The following is a 25388-nucleotide window of genomic DNA, read 5'->3' as shown; positions in this document are numbered from 1 at the left end:
CGCTCGCCGGGCATCCCGGCGAGCGGTTATTCAGCCGCCACCTCCCGATCGAAGCCGTAGCGGTCAAGCCCCAGTTCGATGTCCTCCAGAAGGTCGTCGGGATGCTCCATGCCGATGCTGAAGCGCACCAGCGGTCCCCTATCGCGCCACGGCGATACGGTACGCGTGCCCTCGATCTGCACGGGGGCGACGAGGCTGTGCAGGCCGCCCCAGCTTGCGCCGATGTGGAACAGCCTGAGACCGTCGACGCAAGCCGCCAGCCTGTTTTCTGCCCGCGGCTGAAGCACCACCGAAAAGACGCCGCAGCCGCCCTGAAAATCGCGCCGCCAGAGCGCATGGCCGGCGTCGCCGGGCAGCGGCGGGTAGATTACGCGGGCGACGCCGGGGTGTTCCGCCAGGCGGGCCGCGATCTTCAGAGCCGAGGCGGTCTGGCGTTCGAGCCGGGCAGCGAGCGTGCCGAGACCGCGCAGGGCGAGGAAACAGTCTTCGGGCGATACGCCGAGCCCGAGGAAGCGGCTGGCGTCCTTGATGCGCCGGAACAGTTCCTCCGAGGCGACGGTGACGCTGCCGAGCAGCAGGTCCGAATGGCCGCCGACATGTTTCGACAGCGCCTGCATGGCGATGTCGGCGCCATGGCTGAGCGCCTTGAAACCGAGCGGCGAGGCCCAGGTGCCATCGACTGCGACCAGCGCCCCATGGGCATGAGCCGCCTGCGCTATCGCTGGCAGATCCTGGACCTCCATGGTGAACGAGGCTGGCGACTCCACCCAGACCAGCCGGGTGTTGGGGCGCATCAGCGCGGCAATGCCGACGCCGCAGAGCGGATCGTAAAATGAGGCCTCGACACCAAGCCCGGACATGAACTGCTTGGCCGATGACCGCGACGGCCCGTAGACTGGGTCCGGCAAAAGCACGTGGTCGCCGGCGCGCAGCAGGGCGAGGTTGGTGACCATGATCGCCGCCATACCGGACGGCACGATAAGGCTGCGGACGCCGCCTTCGAGGGCGGCGATCTGGGCTGCCAGATTGCGCGAGGCAGGATGGCCGTAGAGGCCGTAGGAATAGCCGTCGTAGAACCGGGTGTGACGGGAGAGGAAACTCTCCACTGTCGGAAACACGATCGTCGAAGCCCGGTGGACCGTCGGCGTCAGCGCGTTGAAGGGCAGGTCGTCTACGGCGGTGTGAAGGAGGCGGGTTTCGTCACGCATGTCGGCCTCTCGATGAGATTCGGTCCGTGGCTTGCGGCTGCAATCGCCTAACCGAAGGCATGCGCCGCGCGGCTTGCGCGCGGACGTGCCCCCGTTCGAGCAATCTTGCAGCCGGCGTGCCGGCGGATCAGGTCAGCGGGCGAGACGCACCGGCTCGTAGCCGGCAGTCCGGATCGCCTTTTCGGCAATCGCGGCGTCGCCGGCGACAATCACTTGCCTGTGGTCGAGGTCGACCGAGAGGGCCGCGCCGGGCAGCGTGTGCTCGATCGCCTTCCTGATCATGCCGGCGCAGTGGCCGCAGGTCATGTCCTGGACCTCGAAGGTCACGCCTTCGACCTTGGCGTCCGCGACGACGTCGTTGTGCTGATGACTGGAACACATGCGATCTTCCCCCGAGCTTTGCTCTCTATGAGAAGAATTTGCTCCCTTCCAGCACTGGAAGGTCAAGCGCATTTTTCGGAGAAAATTGCGAGCGCCGCTTGTTCCTCGCCCGCGGCAGGTTCAGTGGAAGCTTTTCAGGAACGCTTGCCGATCGCGTGGATCATTCCACGCAGTTCTGCAGTTGCCTTGACGAGTCCGATGGGCGTGTACCCCGGGACGAAATCCGCCCTTTCCTGATCGTAGAGGATCCGGCAGGCGTGGTCCGCACGATAGGGTATCTCCCAGTCGACCACGCCTTGACTGCGCCGTCGCGCTTCCTCCGCCATCAGAAGGTCCAGAACATCGTGGAGGTCGAATGCAGCTGTGCCGCCCAGATGCTCGGCTTCGGTGAAGCTGCCGAATTCGTCCCGGAAGCGTATGCGCCTGGGATGGGCATAAAAGATGCGTGAACCGAAACGGTCGATGAAGTCGGCCAGCACGTTGCCGCGCCTGCTGGCGAGCGAGCCCGAGCAGAAGATCATGCCTGCGCGCGGCGACGACACGCCCTCGAAGATTTTTGCAAAATCGTCCAGCGTGCTTGCAATGCGCGGCAGGCCGCACAGCGGGATTGGCGGATCGTCGGGATGGATGGCGAACACCGCTCCCTCCTCTTCGCAGGTGCGTGCCACCTCGCCGAGAAAATCGATCAGGTTCTGCCGATAGGCTTCGGTGCCCAGTTTTTGGTAGGCGCCGAGCAGTGAATGAAACTCGCCGTTTGCATATTGCCCGGGCCCGCCGGGCAGGCCGCGTGTAAGCATTGTGAGCAACTCCTGCCATCGCTGCGCCGGCGTTTCGGCATGACGGCGGCGGGCCGCTTCGGCCAGCCAGGGATCGAGTTCCTCCTCTGCTCCCGGGCGCTTGACCAGATGGACGTCGAACACGGCGAAATCGACGGTATCGAAGCCCAATGCCTCCGCCCCGCTTTCAAGCCTCGTGCTGAGCCCCGTCCGAACCCAGTCGAGCAGCGGCATCACGGTGAAATTGATGCGGCGCACCCCCGCCTGCGCCAGCCGACGCACCGTCTCCTGGAAATTAGCGGTCAGCCTCGCACTGTCCTTGCGGCCCAGCTTGATGTCGTCGGCAATGGCAATGCCGCCAAGCGTGTCCCATGCGAGCGGCGTCTGCCCGGGGGGAGTGGCCTGCACGAGCTTCTTCAGCGTGTCGATGGCTTCGGCCTCCCACACACATCCCGGTGGCAGTTGGGACAGGCTGGCCTCGACACTGGTCACGCCCGACTGGCGTATCCAGTCGATCGTCATCGGATCCTGTGGACCGAACCATCGCCATGTTGCACGCATCGAATTCTTTCCCTTGTTTGCGATGGACTTATGGAGCTCTTGAAAGGACAACGTTGCACCATGGAACACATGCCCGAAGCCCTCCTTCCCGAGTCCCGATGCTGAGTCTGCTTGAAATCCTGGATTGGGACATCCTGTCCGGTCACACGGTGATCGCTGGCTCCGGCTCCCTGTCCGTCGACATCCGGTCGGTCACCGTCATCGATGCGCCTGACGCAGTGAACTGGGTGAAGCCGCATGAATTCGTCGTCACCAGCACCTATCCTGTACAGCAAAGCCCGGATGCGCTGGTGTCCCTGATCGAGCAACTTGCGGCACGCAATGCGGCGGGTCTCGGCGTCAAGCTGACAAGGTATCTGCGCGAGCTTCCCGACAATGCCTGCAGGCGCGCAGAAGAGCTTGGATTTCCGATCATTTCCTTGCCGGGGCCGCTGGCGTGGAGCGACCTGATCGGCAGGGTCTTTTCCCATGGCGGACAGCAGCAGGGCAAGGAAGCGGCCTATCTCAGCGCCATCTACCGTGCCTTTTCCCAGCATCGGACGGGAATCGGTTCGTTGCGCGAGCTGTTCGAACTGGTGGCCGGCTTCGTCAATCTGCCGGTGGTGCTTGCCCTTGAAACTGAAGCGGGCTTTCAGCTTGAAAGCCGGGGGGTTACGGCGGCGGAGGCCGAAACGCTGGCGGAAGCACTCATCGAAGGTGCGGCGACGGGTGCCCAACCGGACGACATGCCCCTGCGCATGACGGTCGGCGGCACGAAAGTTGCCGTCGCGCGTTCGGGCATGGGGGCGAATGGCGGCGGCATGGTGGCTGTCGTCGAGCGCGAACAGAGCGCGTCCGAGCCCGACCTCGAGTGCTTGCGCCTCTCCGTACACCTCCTGCAAACGCTGGTCGACGCCAACGCCGGCATGCGCGCAAGTCTGGCGAGCAATGCGAAATTGCTCGGTGATCTCCTTGATCCGATGCTTTCGCGCGAAGCCAGGAATGTCCTGATTGCCAAGGCGCTGCCTCCGGCACATGGATGGCATGCGGTGGTCGTCCGCATCTTTGATGCCGATACGCTCGATGGCGCGCTGCTCACGCTGCGCCTGCGCCAATTTTCGCGACGCCACAAGGCCCTGTTGCGTGAGGAGGAGAGTGGCGGCGAGTACGTCATTGCCGTGCCAGCCCCGGGGCTCGATCCCCGTTCCAGCGAAGCCGTGCTGCGCGAATTGCATCAGGTCTTCGAGCGGCAACTCGAACACGCACCCGGCTTTCTCTATGGCCTTGGCCAGTCCGGACCGGCCGCCCTGTCCGACGCGGCCACATTGCGGCACGAAGCCAACCAGGCGATGACCTTCGGAGTCAGGCTGAACGGCTTCAATCGCATCAGCCGGCACGAGGACATGCTGTTGCTGCGGCTGCTTGCGCATCCCGCCGTCATCGAGGAAAGCCGCCCGGGCTTCCTGCGGCTGCTCGAACCGCTGCTGGCCATGGGCGAGCAGGGAACGACACTGATGGAAACGTTGAAGGTATGGCTGCGCGAGGATGAAAGCATGCCCCGAACCGCGGAGCTTCTGGGGCTCCACGTCAACACGGTGCGCCAGCGACTCGAGCGGTGCCGCGCGGTTCTCAACCTGACCGATTTCAGGACCGACACGCGGCTTCGCCTCTACGCGGCCCTGCAACTGCTTCCGCTGCTGACGAACGCAGAGAGCTGACGCGGATACGTGCCAGCCAGCCCTCTGCGCGACGCTCATTGGACCGTATTTTCCAGCTTTCCGATTCCTGCGATTTCGACTTCGATGCGGTCGCCGGACTTCATCGGGCCGACGCCGGACGGCGTGCCGGTGATGATGACGTCACCTGCCTCCAGCGTCATGATCGAGCTGACGAACTCGATGATGAAGGACGTCGGGAAGATCATGTCTGCAGTGGTGGAATCCTGACGGATCACTCCGTTCTGGAGCAGGCGGATGCTCAGGACATCCGGGGTCAGCTCCGTTTCGATCCAGGGTCCCACGGGCTTGTAGGTGTCGAACGACTTGGCCCGCGTGAATTGCTTGTCCTTGAGCTGGAGATCGCGGTTCGAAACGTCGTTGGCGCAGGTGTAGCCCAGGACGACCGAGGCCGCCTCTGCTGCGGGAACGTTGCGTGCGCGCTTCTTGATGACGATGGCAAGTTCGGCCTCGAATTCGACGCGCTGTTCGTGGCTGTTGAGAACGATTGCCTCGCCGGGGCCGATGATGGCCTGCGGCGAGCACATGAACAGCATCGGTTCGTCGGGAAGCGGCAGGCCGGATTCACGGGCGTGCAGGACGTAGTTGAGCCCGACGCAGACAAGCTTGCCCGGCTTCACCGGGGCAAGCAGCTTTACCGCATCTAGCGGCAGGGCATCCGGCGCCGGCGTGATCTCGCCGAAGGGACCGTCGGGCAGCGCTCGCACCTTGTCGTCTTCGACAAGGCCCCAATGCTCGGCGCTGTTATGGGCAAAGCGTACGATTTTCATGACTATGTCCGTGTGGGTCAGTATTTGTCGTAATGTTCATTGAGCCAGCGGATGGACTGCGCCATCGCCGTTCCGGCATCGGGAACCTGGAAATGCTCGGCAGTTATCCAGCCGTCGTAGCCGATCGTGTCGAGATCGTTCAGCGCGGCCGCAATATCCCATTCGCCAAGGCCGACAGCCCGGCGGTCGCTGTCGCAGACATGGTAGTGCCAGAAGAGGTCGCCGGCTTCGGCTAGGCTCTCGCGGTGGACCTCGCCTTCAATGGTGATGTGGGCCAGATCGAGCATCAGCCCGATGTTCGCCCGCTCAAGGCCTCGTACGAAGCGCACCGCTTCGGCCGTGCCCATCAAAAAGTTTGCATACTGATGGTTGACGGGCTCGAGCACGATGCGGGTATCTGGGCGCGCGTCAGCGGCGGCGTGCATGCCCTCGACGATCCAAGCCTCGGTCTGGCTGCGTGCAATCCCATCGAGATAGCGGCCGCGCATGCGCCCGACATTGACCATGGCGCCGAAGCGTGCCGCGAGGTCCATGGCGGCGATCATTCGCTCGAGCGTCTCGGCCCGGCGTGCCGGATCGGGGTCGGCAAGGGAGAGCTTGTCCTCGCCGTAGACTTCACCGGTGCAGATGGCCGGCATGGCGAGACCTGCCTCGGCGAGCTGTCGCTCGATCAATCCATGGTCGATGGCGCGCGGATCGCGGACGAGAAGCTCGACGCCTTCATAGCCCAGTTCCCTGATCCTGGCGAAAGTGGCGGAGGCGTCGCCCTGGATTGCGGTGACATGTGCAGGCGCCACTTCCGGCGTGGCATACATGTAGGCCAGCTTCATTGCATGAAGCCCAGGTCGTTGCGCTTGATCATCTCGGCATGGATGACTTCCTTGCGCAGCACGCTGACATTCGGGATGGCGAACTCCTGGATCTGGAAGTATTCGGCTTTGCCCTTCTCGCCGTGCGCGGTGCGCATCACCAGGTCGACAAGTTCCTCCCCGACCTGGCGCAGCGATTTCGTGCCTTCCAGTATGTCGCCGGCGCTGATGTCGATGTCGTCCGGCATTTCGCGGAAGACACGGTTGTTGGAGCTGACCTTCAGCACCGGTGCGATGGCCGAGCCGGAGGGCGTGCCCTTGCCGGTGGTGAACAGCACCATGTGCGCGCCGCCGATGATCTTGCCGGTGACCGACGATATGTCGTAGCCGGGCGTGTCCATGATGATCACGCCCTTCTCGCGGGGCGCCTGGCCATAATCGACAACCTCGGTGATCGGACGCGTGCCGGCCTTGTAGATGCAGCCGAGCGACTTTTCCTCGATCGTGGTCAGGCCACCCTCGATGTTCCCGGGCGAAATGAACACGCCGCTGTCGTCCTCGGTGGTCATCGACAGTTCGATTTCGTAGGCCTTGATGCGGCGGAGCAGCTCGTCACGCACTTCAGGCGTTTTGCCCCGGCGATAGAGAACGCTTTCGGCCCCGACCATTTCGGTGAGTTCCGACAGGATCACGGTTCCCCCGGCGTCGACGATGATGTCGGCTGCTTCGCCAACGGCAGGGTTGGCGGTGAGCCCCGAAAAGGCGTCGGACGAGCCGCATTCGAGAGCGATGATGAGCTCGGAAAGATCGCCCTCTTCCGTCGGTTGCGACGCCAGCTCGCCCTTCATGCGTTCAACGATCTCGACGCCCGTTTCGGACGTTGTGCGCGAGCCGCCGGACTTCTGGACGACGAGCCGCTCGACCGGGCGCCCCGAGGCCTTGATCGCATCGAACACTTTCGATCCGGATGCCGTTTCGCAGCCGAGGCTCACCACCAGCACGGCGCCCACGTTCGGATGCAGCCCGTGGCCGATGAAGGCCTCCTCGGTGGTCCGGTTCTCCTCGGCATCGAACGTACAGCCATAGGGATGCATGAATGTCGCGGCGCCGGTGCGGTTGGAAATGTCCATCGCCACGCGATTGACGCAAGCCACCGTAGGGATCACCAGAACGTGGTTTCGTATGCCGATCCGGCCGTCAGGCCGGCGATAACCCTGGAACTTCATAGCCGAACTCCTTCCAACCTCACGAACGACGCCGGGCCTTCACGCCCCAGCAATTGTGGATATGAACATGCTCGCCCTCGGCAATGTCTTGGGTGGCCTCGCCAATGACTTCGCCATATTTCAGAATCTGGTCGTATTGCCGGACAGGCCGAACGGCCAGCTTGTGGCCGGCGGGCATGTCGCCGAGCGCGGCAATCTCGCGCGTTTCGCCCTGGCCGGTGATCAGCACGATGTTGCCGGCCGCGACGGATCCGGTGAGCGTTGCGACATGGTCCTGTGCGCGGATGAGAATGGCCGTAACCGGCATGTCAGGGTGCCTCCGTTGACGCTTCGTTGAACAGCATGGGAATCGCCGCCAGTAGCTGCTTCGTGTAATCGTGACGCGGTGCGGACAGCACCTCGGCCCCAGTTCCGGTCTCGACGATCTCGCCGTTTTGCATCACTGCGATCCGGTCGCACATCCGTGCAGCGACCCGCAGGTCGTGGGTGATGAAGAGCATGGCGAAATCGAGCTTCTTCTGCAGGTCCTCGAACAGGTTGAGCACCTGAGCCTGAACGGAGACGTCGAGGGCCGACACCGGTTCGTCGGCGACGATCAGGACCGGGTCCATGGCAAGTGCTCGCGCGATGCCGACACGTTGGCGTTGCCCGCCGGAAAATTCATGCGGGTAGCGAACGGCGGCGTCGGGCTTGATGCCCACCAGTTCCAGCAGCTGCTGGGCCCTTCGCCACGCGGCGTCGCGCGGCGCGCCCTGGGTCATCGGCCCGACTGCGATCGACTGTCCGATGCTCATCTTTGGATTGAGGGAGGAGAAAGGGTCCTGGAAGATCATTTGCACGCGTCCGCCGCGATGCCCGGAAAGCGCGCGCTGGGTGCCACGCTCTGCATCGGCAAGGACCAGCTCTCCGCCGTCGGGCGTTTCGAGCCCGACCACGCATCTGCCTAGGGTCGATTTCCCCGAGCCGGATTCGCCGACGATGCCGAGCGTCGAACCGCGCTCCAGCTTGAAGCTGACCCCTTTCAGCGCCTCGAGCTTCTTGGGCGCTCTGAACAGTCCCGAAGACAGGTGGTAGGTGCGCTTGAGGTCCTTCACCTCCAGCAATGGCGTGGTGGCTGCCGTCGCGCGCGGCACGGCCGTCCCGGTCGGAATGGAGTCGATGAGCTGGCGCGTATAAGCCGATGATGGGTTGCTCAGCACATCTTTTGCTGGTCCCTGTTCCTCGATGCAGCCATTGCGCATGACGATGACGTCGTCGGCGATCTCCGACACGACACCGAAATCGTGGGTGATGAAAAGCACGCCGGTGCCGCGGCGCTCGCGAAGCGAGGCGATCAGCTTGAGGATCTGCGCTTGCGTGGTTACGTCGAGCGCCGTCGTCGGCTCATCGCAGATGAGCAGGCGGGGCTCCAGCATCATCGCGCAGGCGATCACGACGCGCTGGCGCTGGCCGCCGGAGAGCCGGAAAGGGTAGCTCTCATAGAGTTCCTCCACCCGCGGCAGCCCGACATCGCCGAGCGCCGCCAGGGCGCGTTGCCGGCGCTCGGCGGCTGGCATGCTGAGGTGGATTTCCAGCACTTCCTCAAGCTGCGCGCCGATCTTCATCAAAGGGTTGAGCGCAGCCATCGGTTCCTGGAACACCATGCCGATGTCGCGCCCGCGCAGGCTGCGCATTCCCGCGTTGTCGAGCTTGAGAAGATCGTGCCCGCCAAACAGGATCGATCCGGCGTTCGCTTCCAGATGCGGGCGCGGCAGCAGGCCCATGATGGCATCGGCGATGGTGGATTTGCCCGAGCCGGATTCACCCACGATGCAGACCGTGCGGCCGGCCATCAGGCTGAAGGAGGCATTCGAAACCGCGAACGGACGATCCGCGCCCGGGGGCAGCGAGATGCCGAGACCCTTGACCTCGAGCAATGGAGTGGCGTCGGTCGACATGGCATTCACCTGTTGCGGGAATGGATGTTGAGCGCGTCATTGAGCGCTTCGCCCAATACGTTCAGCGCCAGCACGGTTATGGCGATGGCCAGCCCTGGGAAGGTCGCCATCCACCATGCCTGGCGCAGGACAGTGCGCGAGGCCCCGATCATGAAACCCCAGCTCATCTGGTTGGGGTCGCCAAGGCCGAGGAAGCTGAGGCTGGATTCCAGCAGGATGGCCGTCGCCACCATCAGCGAACCCATGACGATGATCGGAGAGGCGACATTGGGCAGTATCTGCCGGAACATGATCGCCCACGCGCTCTGGCCCTGGAGCCGTGCCGCCAGCACGAAATCGCGGCTGCGCAGCGACAGGAATTCGGCCCGCACGAGGCGTGCCACGGGCGGCCAAGACACGACGCCGATCGCCATCACGATGGACCCTACCGAGGGCTGCAGCACGGCCACCAGCACCAGTGCCAGTGCGAAGCTGGGCACCACCTGGAATATCTCGGTAAAGCGCATCAGCGCGCTGTCGACGTGGCCGCCGCCATAGCCTGCGATTGCGCCTATGACGACACCGATGACGACCGAAACAACCGTCGAAACCAGCCCGATCAGCAGCGAAACCCGGCCGCCCCACACCAGGCCCGCGAGAATGTCGCGGCCGGTCGTATCGGTTCCGAGGGGAAAGCGCATGTCGGTCATCGGTGGCAGGAAGGGGCGTCCGCCCATTGCCCAGGGTCCGCGCGGAAACAGCCACGGCGCCAGCAACGATATGGCGACGATGCCGAAGATGATGATCAGGCCGATCCACACTTCCGTGCGGGTGAACATGCGGCGAAGGACGGAATTCCCGATCACAGTGCAATCCTCGGATCGATCACGGTGTAGATGAGGTCCGTGATGATGTTGAAGACGATGGCCAGCGCCGCAGCGACGAGGAAGGCGCCCAGCAGCAGGTTGTAGTCGCGCTGCAGCAGCGCATCGAACATCAGCCGGCCTATGCCCGGCCAGGCGAAGACGGTTTCGGTCATGATCGCGCCGCCGACCATGTTGCCGGCCTGCAATCCGGCAAGTGTCACCACCGGCAGAAGGGCGTTGCGCAACACGTGGCGAAAGTGGACGCGGGATTCGGCTGCGCCCTTGGCGCGGGCCGTCTTGACGAAGGCCATCTGGGCCATGGCCATCATGTTGGCCCGGGTCATGCGCGTGTAGACGGCGATGTAGAAGAAGGAGAGTGCCAGCGTCGGCAGGATCAGGTGCTTCGCGACGTCCAGCACCGCTGCCATGCCGGTAAGATTGGCTCCAACGGAACTGTAACCGAAAGCGGGCAGCCAGCCGAGCTGGATGGAAAAAACCAGAACGGCCATCAACGCCAGCCAGTACATCGGCGCGGCATAAAAGATCAGGGCGACGAAGCCGATCACCCTGTCCATCCAGCCGCCAGGACGCCGGCTGGCTAGGACGCCGAGCCCGATCCCCACCACGAGCGAAAAGATGAAGGCGCACAACGTCAGCAGCAGCGTCGCGGGCAGCCGGTCGGCGATGAGTTGAGCGACCGTCTGCTGCTGGCGGTAGGAAAAGCCGAGGTCAAGGGTGGCGATGCGCGAGATGTAGGTCCACCACTGCATGAACAGCGGCTGGTCGAGCCCGTACTGGATGCGCAGCGCCTCGAGGAAGCGCTTGTCGACCGCGCCTGCCTCGCCCGCCATCACCGCGACGGGATCGCCGGGCGCCGCGCGGATCAGCAGGAAGTTCAAGGTGGCTATGACAAAGAGCGCGACCACGCCCTGGGCCAAGCGGCCCAACAGAAATCTCAGACGATTCACACTCTTCGCCTCTGGTTGGCTTTATGCTCGAGCAGCCCGGACGTCCGGGCTGCTCGCTGGTTTATCCGCACGCGTCCTATTCGACCCGGGCGCGTCCCAGGCTGTCGTTGAGGCCGACCGCCGACGAGATCAGGTTCTTGATGTTCGAACGGTGGATGGTCGGCCAGATCATCTCGAACATCCAGGCAAGCGGAACTTCCTCGGCAATAAGGGCCTGGGCTTGCTGATAGATCTTGGCTCGCTTCTCAGGGTCGATCTCGCCCGCGCCCGCATCGAACAGCGCATCGAGCTCCGCATTGGAGAATGCGGAGACGTTGTTCCACGGCGAGCCCTCGATGATGTTGGACGTCGTGTAGAGGCGGGCGACGCCGAGTGCCGGGTCGCCATATTGCGACATGTAGGAGAAGGCGATGTCGTAGTCCTTCTCGCCGAGGCGCTGGTTCCAGCCGGCAACGTCGGTGGCGGTGAGTTCCACCTTGATGCCTGCCTCGATGAGGTTCTCGCGTGCGATTTCGGCGAGACGCTGCCAGGTTTCACCATAGGGAAGAGGCAGCAGGCGAATTGGGCTTCCATCGTATCCGGCCTCGGCAAGCAGCGCCTTGGCCTTTTCGACATCGCGCGGGTACTGCTTGATGTCCTCCGAATAGAACCGGGTGGAGCTGTTCCACGGGCTCGGTGCCACCTTGGCATAGCCGAAGAAGGCAATGTCGCGCATGTTCTCGCGATCGAGCGCGTACATGATAGCCTGCCGGATCCGCTTGTCGCCGATCCATTTGGCACCGTTGTTGAGCCACAGGAAGCACTGCGATCCCTGGAATTCCCAGCCCTTGGTGGTGATCTCGGAATTGGGCAGCTCGGCAAGACGCTGGACGTCGAAATATTCGACCGCGCCACCCGGCAGCACGTCGACCTTGCCGGTCTCGTAGGCGGTCGCGCGGCTGGCGCCATCGGGGATGACGTGGAAATAGACGGCGTCGATGGAGGGGACGCCCTCCTCGTGGTAACTCTCGTTGGCGACCAGCTTCAGATAGGAACCGCGCTGCCATTCGTCGAACTTCAGCGGGCCGGTTCCGATCGGGGCATTGTTCACCGGGTTGGTGTTGTAGTCGGTGCCCTCGTAGAGATGCTTGGGCAGCATCGGCATGGAACCGACCTCGAAAGACTGGATGAAGGGCGCGAAGGGACGCTTCATCTTGAAGTCGACCTTGTAGGGTCCGTCAGCGGTGATGCTCTCCACGGCGGTCAGGAAGTTGCGGACGCGGGGATGGGTCTCGCGCAGCATCTTGTCGATGCTGAAGACCACGTCGTCCGACGTGAACGGCTTGCCGTCATGCCACAGCACCTTTTCCTTCAGCTTGAAGGAATAGGACATGCCGTCGGTGGCCTCTTCCCAGCTCTCGGCGAGCAGCGGATGCGGCTTCAGGTCGGCGTCGAAACGCAGCAGGCCTTCGAAGATGTTGCCGCCGACCATCTGCGAGGGCACGTTCTGGTAGATGCCGATCATGATGCCGGGCGGCTCCGGCTGTACCACCACGTTCAGCACACCGCCCTTGGCCTGCGCCTGGGCCATGAGAGGAATGCCGCTGAGCACGCCAGCGCTGACGGTGGCGGCGGAAATCTGCAGGAATTGACGACGGTCGAGTGACATTGAAACTCCTCCTGGAAGTTGGTTGATCCCTCTTGGTGGGGATTTGGATATGAGGCGCCGGTCCGGGCTTTCGGTGCCGGCGTGGATGTCTTCCCGCGTTACTCGGGAGAGCTGAGGAAACGGCGGGCGATGCCCGTGTAGATTTGGCGCGCGGCCAGGAAATCGGAGAGGTCGAGGCTTTCATCGGTCTGGTGCGCCTCGCCGGGATCGCCGGGGCCCAGTATCAGGATGTCGGCGCCGAGGGACTGCAGAACCGAGCCGTCGGTGAAATAGCTGGCGCCACCTGCTTCTGCGGCAGGCATGCGCAGGTCCTGCCTGACATCCAGCGCCGCTCGAACGATCGCGCTGCCGGCTGGAGTGGCGAGCGCCGGCAGGGATTTGATCGTTTCGACGACGATCTTTCCGCCCTCATATTCGGCCTCGATCTCGTGCGCGATGGCTCGGATCGCCTCGAGGATATCGTCGTGGCACTGGCCCGGCAGGGTGCGCATGTCGAATTCGGCGATGGCCCGGTCGGGGATGACATTGACCTGCGTGCCACCCTGCAGGCGGGTGAGACAGATGGTCGGCCGGCCCAGAAGCGGGTCGGATGCGGCAAGGGCATCAAGCTCGAGCAGCCTTTGCCGGAAGCGGACGACCATTTCCAGCGCGTTGAGCCCCATCTGCGGCATGGAGCCGTGGCCCGTGCGCCCGGTTGCGGTAAACAGCAGCCACAGCGCGCCCTTGTGGCTGCGCACAGCCAGGTTGGAGGTCGGTTCGGCGATGATCATGGCGTCGAACGGACCGAGGCTGCCGTCGGCGGCCATCAGCCTGGCGCCTTCCGAGCCGGTTTCCTCGCCATAGGTCACCGCCAGCGAAAGCCGCCCGGACCAATTCTCATTGGCCTGCATGTCGAGCAAGCTGGCAACGAGGGCGGCAAGCCCGCCCTTCATGTCCGAACTGCCGCGGCCGTGGATTCGCCCGCCCTTGATCGTCCCCCCGAATGGCGCGCTTTTCCATTCGCGGTCGCCGAGTGGCACCGTGTCGCAATGCCCGCAAAAGACCAGATGCGGGCCCGGGCGTCCGCTGTCGAGGTTGGCAATCAGATTGGCGCGCCCCTCGTCTCCTGTGACTTTCCTGGAAGCAATGCCTCGTCCGGCCAGATAGCGGGAGAGTTCGTCAACGAACCCTGCCTCCCTCGCCTGCTGCGCCGTCGTATCGTGCCGCAGCATCCATTGCAGCAAGGCCGTGCAATCGTCATCGGACAGGCTGCCCGGTCGGATGATCGAAAGCGAACCGTCTGGTTTTGCAGGTTCTGGACGCGGTTGAAGCACGATGGTTACCTCGCTGATAACATTAGCGTAGTCACTCTCGCTGTCGCCTGTCCATTGTGGGATTGCATACTGAAGATGATGAAAAGTGTAGAATTTTACATCGAAAGAGGAGAAGGAATCGGGTCGATGGTTTGATTAGCCGAAGCTGCACTCAACTTCCGCTCTACAGAACCCGGCGGAAGTTCAGCCGAAAAAGTCTTTGGCCTGGTCCGCATGGAGCGCTAGGCCCAGCACCTGACCCAGGAGGGGCTCGAAATATGCTTCGTTGAAGATGCCTCACGCGAATTATGAAGCATGGATTGCCGCCCTCAGGCGGCTTGTCGGCAAAGGCAGGTGCTGGAGCTGGAGATGGACCATCTGCGAAGCTGCGCAGTATCCAATGCATGCCCCAACATGCACTCAGCGTATCAATGTAGCGACGCTGTTCTCCACCAGGCGAACAAGGCTCAGCGCGGTCATCTCCGATGATTTAGGGTTGGTCTTCAGCTGCTCGTTTTCGAACCTGAGATCGAGCTTGCCGAAGGCTCCGAAGGCGCTGATTTCGTGGACGTTGCGGCTGATGCCGGGGTCCGCGACCAGCACCACGCGGGTGCGGTCGAGGCCGATGCCTGAGAGTGCCGTGATGACGGCAACGTTGGCATTTTGCGGGAAGCTTGCCGCTGCCTCGCGCGCCGAACCCGAGAAGAACTCTGTCCGTTGCGTGAGCTTGTCGAGGTCGACCAGATCGGCCGCCTTGGTGCCCGACCAGGCACGCGGTGGCTTGACGATCGCGTGACTGACCTCGTCAAGCGGCAACACCGAGGCCGCGGCCAGCGCGCCGAGGTCGCCGAGCGCGCCCGAAGGCACGAGGATGCGGCTTCCTGTTTCGTCAGCCACAGCGAGTAGCAGGCCGAGTAGGGCCTCGTCGGTGAAGGCGCTGGTCGACGACACCACGAAGCTGCCTGCATGGCGCAACGCCGCCTCGCCCCAAATGGCAACTGCGGGACGGCCAGCGGCTTCGATGACCATATCCAGATCGAGGCCGGCAAATTCTTCCGGGCTGGAGATCAGGCGGATGCCCTCGGGCAGGCCGGCGCGTTCGCGGTCGGCATCACGCACGGCGACAGCGACGATTTCGACCGTCTCGGGCTGGCGGTCGGCCAGCAGTTCGCCGACGCGGCTGGCGATGGCGCCCCAGCCAACGAAACACAGGCGCAGGGGCCGTTTAGTCCTCGAGCTTTTCCGGGCACCGGCCTGGGAGAGCACGTTGCCTCGCTGGTCTGATGCAGACCCGGACGAAGCACCGCTTGGTGCGTCTGGCAACCTAGAGCCCGACATAACGCTGTACCAGTTCGGCGTTTTCGGTCAGGTCGGCGCCGGTGCCGGACCAGACGGTGCGGCCCTTTTCGAGGATGTAGTGGCGGTCGGCCAGGCGCTTCAGCACGTTGAGGTTCTTGTCGATCAACAGGATCGACTGGCCTTCCGCCTTCAACGCTTCGATGCAGCCCCATATCTCGGCGCGGATGACGGGTGCCAACCCTTCCGTCGCCTCGTCGAGGATGAGCAGTTTCGGATTGGTCATCAGCGCGCGGCTGACGACCAGCATCTGCTGCTCACCGCCCGACAGGGTTCCGGCCGCCTGCCCTGCCCGCTCCTTGAGCCTCGGAAACAATGCGTAGACGCGCTCCAGTGTCCACGGCTCCTTGCGGCCGAGACGATTGGCGGCGGTGGCGACGAGGTTCTCGCGCACTGAGAGCGTGGCAAAGGTCTGCCGTCCTTCCGGCACCAGGCCGACACCGAGGCGGGCCACCGTCTCCGGCGCCGCGCCGCGAACGTCACGGCCGGCGAAGCGCACCTCGCCCGACATCGGCCGGACGAGCCCCATGATCGACTTGACCGTGGTCGTCTTGCCCATGCCGTTGCGGCCGAGCAGCGTCACGACTTCGCCATCTCCGATCTCCAGCTCGACGTCGAAGAGCACCTGGCTGCGGCCATAGCCCGATTGCAGTTTGGCGACGCTCAGCACAGCTCGTCTCCTTCGCCCAGATAGGCGGTGCGTACTTCCGGATTGTCCCTGATCTCGTCGACCGAGCCCGTGGCGATGACGCGTCCGTAGACCAGCACCGAGACGCGGTCGGCGAGCGCGAAGACCGCCTCCATGTCGTGTTCGACCAGGAGCATGGCGACCTGGCTTTTCAGCTCGCGCAGGATCTCGATCATCTGCTGGCTCTCGACATGGCCGAGACCTGCCATCGGCTCGTCGAGCAGCAGGAGGCGCGGCTTGGTCGCCAGCGCTACTGCGAGTTCCAGCTGCTTCTGCTCGCCGTGGGAGAGGTTCGCGACCAGATCGTCGGCACGACCTTCGAGCCCGACGGTGGCAAGGAAATGCGTCGCCTCTTCGGCGAGTGCCTTCTCGCGGCGGACAGCGCTCCAGAAGCGGAAGCTGTGGCCCTGGCGGATCTGCACGGCGATGGCGACGTTGTCGCGTACTGTATAGTCGGGCAGCAGGCAGGTGATCTGGAAGGTGCGCGCTAAACCGAGACCGACGCGTTTTGCCGTCGGCAGGCCGTCGACGCTGCGGCCGTCGATCTCGACGGTGCCCTCGTTTGGCTTCAGCTCGCCCATCAGCTGCGAGATCAGCGTCGTCTTGCCGGCGCCGTTGGGGCCGATCAGCGCGTGGATCTCGCCCGGATTGACGGTGATGTCGACATGGTCGGTGGCAAGCAGGCCGCCGAAGCGCTTGACCAGGCCACGGACGTTGAGGATGGGCTGGCTCATGCGCGCCTCCCGAACAGCCGCGCGCCAAGCGCCTGCACACCACCTTGCGTATAGAGCACGACGAAAAGCAGGATGAGGCCGAGGCCGAGCTGCCAGTTCTCCGTCCATGAGGCGAGCAGCGTTTCGAGTACGATGAACACGGCCGCACCGATGAGCGGGCCGAACAGCGTGCCGACGCCGCCGAGGATGACCATCACCATCAGCTCGCCCGACTTGGTCCAGTGCAACATGTCGGGGCTGGCGAAGCGCAGGAAGTTGGCCATCAGCGCACCGGCAAGGCCGCAGCCCATGCCCGAGATGACGAAGGCCATCAGCTTGTAGCGATAGGCTGGCAGGCCGATCGCCGCTATGCGTCGCTCGCTCTGGCGCAGGCCGACGATGACGTTGCCGAAGCGGGAATTGACCAGGCGCCAGAGCATGAAGAAAAACAGCACCGCAACGGCGAGGCAGACATAATAGACCGTCTGTTTGTCGCGCATGTTGAGGCCGGGCAGTTCGTTGGCGCGGCGGATGATCAGGCCGTCGTCGCCGCCATAGGTCTTGAGCGACACGAACAGGAAAAACAGCATCTGGGCGAAGGCGAGCGTAATCATGATGAACTGCACGCCGCCGGTGCGCAGCGACAGCGCGCCGATGAGTGCCGCCATCAGGCCGCTGATGACGATTGCCGCAGGCAAGGTGATCAGCATCTGGTTGGTACCCGGTATGAACCCGAGCAACGGCTCGCCCAGTGTATAGTGCTGATAGAGGATGCCGACGACATAGCCTCCGATGCCGAAGAACGCCGCGTGGCCGAAGCTGACCATGCCGCCATAGCCAAGCACGAAGTTAAGGCTGGCCGCGGCGATGCCGTAGATCAGCACGCGCGTCGCCAGCGACGTCAGCGCGGTGTAGCCCGTGGCGTCCGCCACCAGCGGCAGGGCGATGAGTGCGATCACCACGCTGGCAAGCAGTACGGGTCGCTTGAGTGAAGTTTCCATTGGCGAAGCGGTGCCCAACTCAGGAATTGCGGATGAAGAGGCCTTTCGGCCGGATGAGAAGCACGATCGCCATCAGAAGATAGATGCCCATCGACGAGATGCCGGCGCCCAGCGCGTCGGCCTCGGAGCCGACCATCACCTGGCGCAACAGGCCGGGGAGATAGGCACGCAGGCCGGTGTCGACGATGCCGAGCACCAGGCTGGCGAAGAACGCGCCGCGGATCGAGCCGACGCCGCCGATGACGACGACGACGAAGGTGGTGATCAGGATCTGCTCGCCCATGCCCACCTGCACCGCCAGGATCGGTCCGGCCATGAAGCCGGCGAGGCCCGCGAGCAGCGCGCCGAGGCCGAACACCAGCGTGTAGAGCAGGCGGATGTCGACGCCGAGCGCCCGCACCATCTCGCGATTGGTCGAGCCCGCGCGCACCAGCATGCCAATGCGTGTCTTGTTGATCAGCAGGTACAGCCCCACGGCGACCAGCAGGCCGACGACGATGATGGCGAGGCGGTAGATCGGATAGAACAGGCCCGGCAGCAGCTCGACCGACCCGTCCAGCAACGCCGGCATCGATACAAACAGCGGCTGGCGCCCGAACAGGATGGTGACCGTCTGGTTGAAGATCAGGATCAGACCGAAGGTCGCGAGCACCTGGTCGAGGTGATCACGCTGATAGAGCCGGCGCACCACAAGGAACTCGATGGCGACGCCGGCAACGGCAGCAGCCGTAAGCGCTGCCGGAATGCCGAGCCAGAACGAGCCGGTCTCCGTGGCGACCCAGGTCCCGGCATAGGCGCCGATCATGTAGATCGAGCCATGCGCCAGGTTGATGACGCCCATGATGCCGAAGATCAGCGTCAGTCCGGCGGCCAGCAGGAACAGCATCACGCCGAACTGCACGCCGTTGAGCAATTGTTCGAGGAAGAGCGTCATTTCGGGATCACTTCACGCGGGGAAATTCTCGGGGAGACGGTATGAGCCGGCTCCCCCGACTGGCATCGCCGGAATTACATCTTGCATTCGGCCGAATAGGCGTCGCCGTGGTCCTGGAACACCTCGCCGACTGTCTTGAGCATCGGCTTGCCGTCCTCGCCCTTCTCGACCTTAAGGGCATACCAGTTCTGGACAGGATGCTGATTGGGACCGAAAGCGAACTTGCCGCGCACGGATTCGAAGTCGGCCTTGCGCAGTGCGTCGCGGAACGCGTCGGCGTCGTCCAGGTTGCCGCCGGTGGCCTTCAGCGCCGAGGCGTAGGCGAGTGCGGCGTCATAGCCCTGGCTGGCATAGTAGGTGACCGGGCGGTTGTAGGCCTTGTTCCAAGCCTCCATGAACGTCTTGTTGGCGGCATTGTCAAAGTCGGAGTTCCAGTGGCTCGTCACGTTGAGGCCGAGAGCGGCGTCGCCGACGGCGGCGAGCGTCACGCCGTCCATCGACGGCTCGGCCACGACCATGGGGATTTCCTTCATCAGTCCAGCCTGCTCGTACTGGCGCAGGAAGGTAATGCCGAGGCCGCCAGGATGGAACTGGAACACCACGTCGGGCTTGGCCGCGCGGACCTGCGCGAGTTCGGCGGCAAAGTCGGTCTGGTCGAGGCGGGTGTAGATCTCGCCAGCGATCTCGCCCTTGAAGTAGCGCTTGAAGCCGGCGATGGCATCCTTGCCGGCCTGGTAGTTCGGGGCCAGGACGAAGGCCTTCTTGTAGCCGAGATTGGTGGCGTTCTGGCCGGCACTCTCATGCAGGCTGTCGTTCTGCCAGGAGACGACGAAATAGTTCTGGTTGCACTCCTTGCCGGCCATGTTCGAGGGCGCGGCATTGGGGCTGACATAGAAGGCGTCATTGTCGACGATGTCGGGAATGGTGGCGCCGGCGACGTTGGAGAAGACGATGCCGGTAAACAGCTTGATGCCTTCCTCGCCGAGGAAACGTTCGGCGATCTGCTTGCCTTGGCCCGGCTTCAGGCCGTCGTCCTCGACCAGCAACTCGACCGGTACGCCACCGAGCTTGCCGCCTTCGAGATCCATCGCCAGCTTGAAGCCGTCGCGGATGTCCTGGCCGAGATAGCCTGCCGGACCCGACAGGGTGGTGATCATGCCGATCTTGACCGGATCTGCGGCAGCCGCCGGAAACGCCGCGAGTGCTGCGATCGAAGCGGCAAGAAATGCTTTCCTCAAATTCATCGTCAGTTCCCCTCTGGTCGGCGCATTTCAGCGCGCATGTTTGGTGCCGGCTGGCCGGGCATCTCGATGTCGAGAGGCACGAACCGGAACGAAGCCGCCTCTGCCGTCAGCCGGCCGAAGACAGGAGCGGGAAAATGATAGGGCGCGAGTACAGTGCCGGCCGCGGCCGCCTTGCCGAGCAGGTCAAGCCGCGTCGCACGCGCCTGGACCGGGTCTTCGCAGAAATTGCAGACGATGCCATCGTCGCCGAGTTGCAGCGGATGGTGGACGGCATCGGCCAGGAACAGCACCTCGCCCTCGTTCGTGTCGAGCGCAACGACAACCATGCCCGGCGAATGCCCAGGCGACGACCGCAAGCTGAGGCCGGCAACGACCTCGGCATCCGAAGCAACGGCCTCGAAGCCGACCGACTGGATGATGGGCAACACGCTATCCGCAAAGGCGCCATGCAGCGTATTGCCATCGGCCGAAGCTTCGTGGACGTTCGTCCAGTGGGCCAGTTCGGCTTCAGCGACGACATAGCGCGCATTGGGGAAGGTCGGCCGCCAGGTCTCGCCTTCGCGCCTTGTATTCCAGCCGACATGGTCGGCGTGCAGATGCGTGTTGATGACGATGTCGACGCGCTCGGGCGAAATTCCGATCGCCTGGAGCGTATCGAGGAACCGGGTCTCGCGGCGATGCCAGGCTGGTCGGTGCGGTCTCTCCTTGCCGTCGCCGATGCCGCCATCGATCAGCGCGACATAATGGGGTGTCTCGATGACATAACAGTTGAAGCTGAGCGCGACGGTATCCCCGGCCGAATCCACCGTGCCCGCAGGCGACCGTTGGGCAGCAGCTTCCAGGTCCTCTCGGGAAAGGCCGGCGAAGATAGCCTTTGCCGGCCATGCGACATTGGCCATGTCGGGGATGCACGTCACCACTGCCTGACCAGCGCGAAGCTGCTCCAGGTCGATGCCGAGTTCACCTATGCGTCGACGCGTGACCTTCATTCCTTGAGCCGCCTCAGAGGTCGCATTCGCCGGCGAACGGATCGCCATGCGCGCTCAGCAATTTCTTGCGGGTCTTGAGCGTCATCTCGCCGGCGTCATCCTTGACCACCTGCATGGCGTACCAGTCCTGCACTGGATGCTGGTTCTTGCCGAAGCTGATGCTGCCCCGCGTGGTCTTGAACTCGGTCTTGAGCAGCGCGGCACGGAAGGCTTCGATGTCCTCGACGTCGCCTTCGGTCTGCTCGAGCGCGGAGGCGATGGCGAGCGCCGTATCGTAGCCCTGCGCCGCATACATGGTAGGCGTGCGCTTGTAGGTGTCTGCGAACTTGGCGACGAACGCGCGGTTGGTCTCGTTGTCGAGGTCGGTGTTCCATGAACCCGACACGTTCAATCCCTCGGCCGCCTCGCCCACTGCCTTGAGGATGGCGTGATCCATCGACGGTTCGGAAATGACCATCGGTACTGCGCCGAGCAGGCCCGACTGCTGGTACTGGCGAAGGAAGGCGATGCCCAGGCCGCCGGGCTGGAACTGGAACACGACGTCCGGATTGGCCGCCTTGATCAGCGCCATCTCGGCGGCGAAGTCGGTCTGGTCGAGACGGGTATAGATCTCGCCGGAAATCTCGCCCTTGAAGTAGCGCTTGAAGCCCGTGATCGCGTCCTTGCCCGCCTGGTAGTTCGGCGCCAGCACGAAGGCCTTCTTGTAACCGAGATCGGTGGCATTCTGACCGGCGCTGCCCTGCATCGTATCGGTCAGCCACGAGAGAACGAAGTAGTTGGGGTGGCATCCCTTTCCGGCGAATTCGGACGGGCCCGCATTCGGGCTGACGAAGATCGCGTCGGCGTCGACGATCTCGGGAACCGTAGCGCCCGCGACGTTTGAGAAGACGATGCCGGTGAAGAGCTTCACGCCTTCGTCGTTCAGGAATTTGTCGGCGATCTGCCGGCCATTGCCCGGCTTGAGGCCATCATCTTCCACCAGCACCTTGACGGGCACGCCTCCAAGTTTGCCGCCTTCCATGTCGATCGCGAGCTGAAAGCCGTCGCGCACGTCCTGGCCGAGATAGCCTGCAGGTCCGGAAAGCGTCGTGATCATGCCGATCTTGACCGGGTCCTGAGCAAGCGCGCTCGAGGCGAAAAGCGAGGTGGCCGCGAAGGCCGTGAGCGAAGACTTCAGTTTCATGCCTGGAAAATCCTGAGCTGGAGCAATCCGCCGTAGGCGGACCGCTACGACAATGCGATCGGACTAGAGCTTCACCCAGCCTTCCGGCGGGGTCTTGCCCGGATGGAGCGCGCCGCAATGCGGGCAGGTGCGCGCCTTCTCGTCGGCGTAGAACGCCTGGTAGATCGGCGGCAGGTCGCGGACGATGCTCTTCAGCGTGACCTCGACGCGCTTGACCAGCCCGTTGCACTCGAAGCAGTACCATTCGAAGGCGTCGAGCAAGCCGTCATTGCGCTTGGGCTCGACGACGAGGCCGATGGAGCCTTCCTGCGGGCGCTGCGGCGAGTGGCGCACATGCGGCGGCAGAAGGAAGATCTCGCCCTCGCGGATCGGCACGTCGTAGAAATTGCCGTTATCCACCACCTTCAGCATCATGTCGCCCTTGAGCTGGTAGAAGAACTCCTCGACCGGATCGTCGTGATAGTCGGTTCGCTTGTTGGGGCCGCCGACAACAGTCACCATCAGGTCGGCGTCTTCCCAGATCTGCTGGTTGCCGACAGGCGGCTTGAGCAGGTGGGCGTGCTCGTCGATCCACTTCGAGAAGCTGAAGGCCGAAAGGCGTCTGGTCATTGTTGTTCCTCCTTTGGGTCGGGGCGCAAGCGTCGGATTTGGTAGGTTAAGCCGAGGTTTTCAGACCGCAGGATTCGAAGGCGGCGCGGGTGGCCCGCTTTTCTGTCTCGGTCAGCTCCAGCAGCGGCGAGCGCACGCGTCCGCCCGCCTGGCCCAGCAATTCCTGCCAGTACTTCTGGTGCGAATGTGGTTTCTCGGCCGGGCGGGTGTGCTTCAGTGCTGCACGCACAGGGTCGAGGCTGTCGCGGATGCGGCGTGCTTCCTCGGCTTTGCCGGCGAAGGCAAGGTCGGTGTACTCGCGCATGCGACGGTCATGCTTGGTCTGGATCAGGTAAGGCGGCGACGAGCACAGATAAAGCTGCCAGTTGAGCTCGAGAATGTTGTCTAGCCATTCCTCTTCCGAAGCCGTGCTGACGAGGATGCGGTCGCCGGCGAGTGCTGTCAGTTCCTTGTACATCGGTCGCGGCACCGAGTACTTGATGGCGACGACGTTCTCGATGTCGGCGAGCTTGTTGCACAGCTCTGGGCTCATCAGGTAGCCGCTGTCCGGGTGGCTCCACAGCGCGATGCCGATGTCCACCTTGTCGGCAATGGTGCGGTAGTAGTTGAGCAGCGTCTCATCCTGCTCCTTGAAGAAATGCAGGATCGGTGCGTGCACGACGATGTAGTCGGCACCGCACTTCTGCGCATGTTTTGCGAGATCGATCACCACATCCATGTTCTGGTCGGAGCAGGACATGATGGTCTGCGCGCGGCCGGCGCAGGCGTCGACGGCGAGGTCGAAACTGCGCTTGCGCTCGTCCAGCGACATCGAGAAGAACTCGCCCTGCTTGCCGGCGATGAAGAAGCCGTCGATGCCGAGATCGTCGATCCAGTGGTCGACGTTGTGGCGGAAGCCATCCTCGTTGATCGAGAGATCGTCCTTGAACGGCATCAGGGCGGCGGCCCAGATGCCCTTCATCGTCGCCCTCGAATGGGCCTTGGCGGACTTCTTGTCGTATTTCATCGAATTGCAAACCTTTGCGGGAACAGCAGGCTTCGGTCTAGATCGCCATGCGGTGCGAGATGTTCTTGATCACCGTGTAGTGCAGGATGCCTTCCGCGCCACCTTCTCGGCCGAAGCCGCTCTCCTTGACACCTCCGAACGGCGTCTCGGCAACCGAAGCCTCAAGCGTGTTGATGGAAACGTTGCCGGCTTCCAGGTCGTCGGTGATCTGATCGACATTGGCGGCCGAGTTGGTGAAGGCGTAGGCTGCGAGGCCGAAAGGCACGCCATTGGCTTTTTCAATTGCCTCTTCCAGTGAGGAGACGGGATTGATCACTGCGAGGGGACCAAATGGCTCCTCGCGCAGCACCCGTGCGTCGTCTGGAAGTTCAGCCATGACCGTCGGTGGGTAGAAGTAGCCGCTGTTGCGCGGCCGCTCTCCGCCGAGCAACAGCTTGGCGCCTTTCGACATCCCGTCCGCGACGAGCATTTCCATCGCTTCGACGCGGCGATGGTTGGCCACAGGGCCCATTTCGGTGCCTTCGTCGAGGCCGTTGCCGACCTTCACGGCGCGGGCGCGTTCGATGAAAGCTTCGGTGAACGGCTTGTAGATTTTCTCATGCACGAAGAAGCGGGTCGGCGAAGTGCAGACCTGGCCGGTATTACGCACCTTGCGGATGGCGGAGGCGATGCCCGCCTTCACCGGATCGGCGTCGTCGCAGACGATGACGGGAGCGTGGCCGCCGAGTTCCATCAGCACCGGCTTCACATGCTGCGCGGCAAGGCCGGTCAGCCGCTTGCCGACCGCGGTGGAGCCAGTGAAGGCAATCAGTCGAACCTGCTCCTGCGGGATAAGGTACTCCGAGATCTGGGCGGGCACGCCGAAGACGAGGTTGAGCACGCCAGCCGGAAGGCCGGCGTCATGGAAGGCGCGGGCAATGTGCATTGCGCCGGCCGGCGTCTCTTCCGCAGCCTTGATGATGATTGAACAGCCGGCGGCCAGCGCGCCGGCGATCTTGCGCGCCGGTTGGCTCATCGGGAAGTTCCATGGCGAGAACGCCGCCACCGTGCCGATCGGCTGATGATGGACGATGTAGCGGATGCCCGGCTCACTTGGGATGACGCGGCCATAGATGCGCTGCGCTTCGCCGGCGTCCCATTCGAAGAACTCTGCGCCGCGGATGACTTCCAGGCGCGCCTGCTGGAACGGTTTGCCGTGCTCGCGGGTGATGTCGGCGGCGATTTCATCCATGCGCTCGCGCAGCAACGACGCTGCCTTGCGCAGCACTTCGGCACGGCGCGCAGGCGAGGTCTTGCGCCAGGTGGCGAAGCCGCGCTCGGCCGATTCCAGCGCCGCGTCGAGATCACCAGCGGAGGCCACAGGCACCGCGCCGATCACGCTTTCATCGGCCGGATTGATGACGGGCAGCGTTTCAGCCGTCTTGCGCCAGGCGCCTCCAATGTAGAGCTGGAGATCGGGGTAATTGGGCATTGGGGCGTCTCGGCTCCGTGGTTTCATGAATCTGCGAAACGCCCGAAAGCCGGAGGCT

The 25388-nt window shown here is 63.6% G+C and carries 24 protein-coding genes; 1 reads left to right on the top strand and 23 read right to left on the bottom strand.

All coding sequences use genetic code 11. From position 1 onward, the window contains the following. Window positions 1-26: 26 nt before the first annotated feature. From metC to uxuA, 3 genes are all read right to left on the bottom strand, one after another. Window positions 27-1208: a cystathionine beta-lyase gene (gene metC, locus GGR00_RS19955; RefSeq protein ID WP_184700562.1), complete on the bottom strand. Its 1182-nt coding sequence runs from the start codon at window positions 1206-1208 to the stop codon at window positions 27-29. A gap of 132 nt (window positions 1209-1340) precedes the next feature. Continuing rightward, a complete protein-coding gene (locus GGR00_RS19950) occupies window positions 1341-1589 on the bottom strand; it encodes a heavy-metal-associated domain-containing protein (protein WP_184700561.1) in 249 nt (82 codons plus the stop codon). Window positions 1590-1723: 134 nt separating this feature from the next. Beyond that, entirely contained in the window at window positions 1724-2887 is a 1164-nt protein-coding gene (gene uxuA / locus GGR00_RS19945; protein ID WP_184700560.1) for a mannonate dehydratase, read from the bottom strand. A gap of 26 nt (window positions 2888-2913) precedes the next feature. Between uxuA and GGR00_RS19940 the strand changes: the two genes are divergently transcribed. Next, window positions 2914-4623: a PucR family transcriptional regulator gene (locus GGR00_RS19940; RefSeq protein ID WP_184700559.1), complete on the top strand. Its 1710-nt coding sequence runs from the start codon at window positions 2914-2916 to the stop codon at window positions 4621-4623. 35 nt (window positions 4624-4658) lie between these two features. Here the strand turns inward: GGR00_RS19940 and GGR00_RS19935 are convergent, their stop codons facing one another. From GGR00_RS19935 to GGR00_RS19840, 20 genes are all read right to left on the bottom strand, one after another. After that, window positions 4659-5411, bottom strand: coding sequence for a fumarylacetoacetate hydrolase family protein (locus GGR00_RS19935; RefSeq protein ID WP_184700558.1), 753 nt, complete (start codon window positions 5409-5411; stop codon window positions 4659-4661). A 17-nt stretch (window positions 5412-5428) separates the two neighbouring features. Then, window positions 5429-6241: a sugar phosphate isomerase/epimerase family protein gene (locus tag GGR00_RS19930; protein ID WP_184700557.1), complete on the bottom strand. Its 813-nt coding sequence runs from the start codon at window positions 6239-6241 to the stop codon at window positions 5429-5431. Beyond that, window positions 6238-7446, bottom strand: coding sequence for a UxaA family hydrolase (locus GGR00_RS19925; protein ID WP_184700556.1), 1209 nt, complete (start codon window positions 7444-7446; stop codon window positions 6238-6240). The genes GGR00_RS19930 and GGR00_RS19925 overlap by 4 nt, the downstream gene beginning before the upstream one ends. Window positions 7447-7465: 19 nt before the next feature. After that, complete coding sequence (locus GGR00_RS19920) at window positions 7466-7753, bottom strand: UxaA family hydrolase (protein WP_184700555.1); 288 nt, start codon at window positions 7751-7753, stop codon at window positions 7466-7468. Between the two features lies 1 nt (window position 7754). After that, window positions 7755-9383, bottom strand: a complete 1629-nt coding sequence (locus GGR00_RS19915; RefSeq protein WP_184700554.1) for a dipeptide ABC transporter ATP-binding protein — start codon at window positions 9381-9383, stop codon at window positions 7755-7757. A 5-nt stretch (window positions 9384-9388) separates the two neighbouring features. Beyond that, window positions 9389-10201 (bottom strand): ABC transporter permease, encoded by an 813-nt coding sequence (locus GGR00_RS19910; RefSeq protein WP_184700654.1) that lies wholly within the window; start codon window positions 10199-10201, stop codon window positions 9389-9391. A 23-nt stretch (window positions 10202-10224) separates the two neighbouring features. Beyond that, window positions 10225-11175: an ABC transporter permease gene (locus tag GGR00_RS19905; protein WP_246441499.1), complete on the bottom strand. Its 951-nt coding sequence runs from the start codon at window positions 11173-11175 to the stop codon at window positions 10225-10227. Between the two features lie 97 nt (window positions 11176-11272). Continuing rightward, window positions 11273-12844, bottom strand: coding sequence for an ABC transporter substrate-binding protein (locus tag GGR00_RS19900; protein ID WP_184700552.1), 1572 nt, complete (start codon window positions 12842-12844; stop codon window positions 11273-11275). Window positions 12845-12942: 98 nt separating this feature from the next. Further along, window positions 12943-14157, bottom strand: a complete 1215-nt coding sequence (locus GGR00_RS19895) for a M20/M25/M40 family metallo-hydrolase (RefSeq protein WP_184700551.1) — start codon at window positions 14155-14157, stop codon at window positions 12943-12945. 399 nt (window positions 14158-14556) lie between these two features. After that, complete coding sequence (locus tag GGR00_RS19890) at window positions 14557-15402, bottom strand: aspartate dehydrogenase (protein ID WP_343065598.1); 846 nt, start codon at window positions 15400-15402, stop codon at window positions 14557-14559. Between the two features lie 58 nt (window positions 15403-15460). After that, window positions 15461-16162: an ATP-binding cassette domain-containing protein gene (locus GGR00_RS19885; protein WP_184700549.1), complete on the bottom strand. Its 702-nt coding sequence runs from the start codon at window positions 16160-16162 to the stop codon at window positions 15461-15463. After that, window positions 16156-16914, bottom strand: coding sequence for an ABC transporter ATP-binding protein (locus GGR00_RS19880; RefSeq protein WP_184700548.1), 759 nt, complete (start codon window positions 16912-16914; stop codon window positions 16156-16158). Before GGR00_RS19880 ends, GGR00_RS19885 begins: the two co-directional genes overlap by 7 nt. Continuing rightward, entirely contained in the window at window positions 16911-17894 is a 984-nt protein-coding gene (locus GGR00_RS19875) for a branched-chain amino acid ABC transporter permease (protein WP_184700547.1), read from the bottom strand. Before GGR00_RS19875 ends, GGR00_RS19880 begins: the two co-directional genes overlap by 4 nt. Before the next feature lie 19 nt (window positions 17895-17913). Further along, window positions 17914-18828 carry a branched-chain amino acid ABC transporter permease gene (locus GGR00_RS19870; RefSeq protein WP_184700546.1) on the bottom strand — a complete coding sequence of 305 codons (915 nt, stop codon included), beginning with the start codon at window positions 18826-18828 and terminating at the stop codon, window positions 17914-17916. A gap of 74 nt (window positions 18829-18902) precedes the next feature. Further along, window positions 18903-20072 carry an ABC transporter substrate-binding protein gene (locus GGR00_RS19865; RefSeq protein ID WP_184700545.1) on the bottom strand — a complete coding sequence of 390 codons (1170 nt, stop codon included), beginning with the start codon at window positions 20070-20072 and terminating at the stop codon, window positions 18903-18905. 2 nt (window positions 20073-20074) lie between these two features. After that, window positions 20075-21061, bottom strand: a complete 987-nt coding sequence (locus GGR00_RS19860) for an MBL fold metallo-hydrolase (RefSeq protein WP_184700544.1) — start codon at window positions 21059-21061, stop codon at window positions 20075-20077. 13 nt (window positions 21062-21074) lie between these two features. After that, window positions 21075-22244: an ABC transporter substrate-binding protein gene (locus GGR00_RS19855; RefSeq protein ID WP_184700543.1), complete on the bottom strand. Its 1170-nt coding sequence runs from the start codon at window positions 22242-22244 to the stop codon at window positions 21075-21077. Between the two features lie 63 nt (window positions 22245-22307). Then, entirely contained in the window at window positions 22308-22853 is a 546-nt protein-coding gene (locus tag GGR00_RS19850) for a 3-hydroxyanthranilate 3,4-dioxygenase (RefSeq protein ID WP_184700542.1), read from the bottom strand. A 46-nt stretch (window positions 22854-22899) separates the two neighbouring features. After that, entirely contained in the window at window positions 22900-23859 is a 960-nt protein-coding gene (locus tag GGR00_RS19845) for a dihydrodipicolinate synthase family protein (RefSeq protein WP_184700541.1), read from the bottom strand. A gap of 37 nt (window positions 23860-23896) precedes the next feature. After that, window positions 23897-25330, bottom strand: a complete 1434-nt coding sequence (locus tag GGR00_RS19840; protein WP_184700540.1) for an NAD-dependent succinate-semialdehyde dehydrogenase — start codon at window positions 25328-25330, stop codon at window positions 23897-23899. Window positions 25331-25388 lie beyond the last annotated feature (58 nt).

Source organism: Aminobacter aganoensis (assembly GCF_014206975.1).
In the GTDB taxonomy this organism is placed as follows: Bacteria; Pseudomonadota; Alphaproteobacteria; order Rhizobiales; family Rhizobiaceae; genus Aminobacter; species Aminobacter aganoensis.
This window is presented reverse-complemented; position numbering and strand designations above follow the sequence as displayed.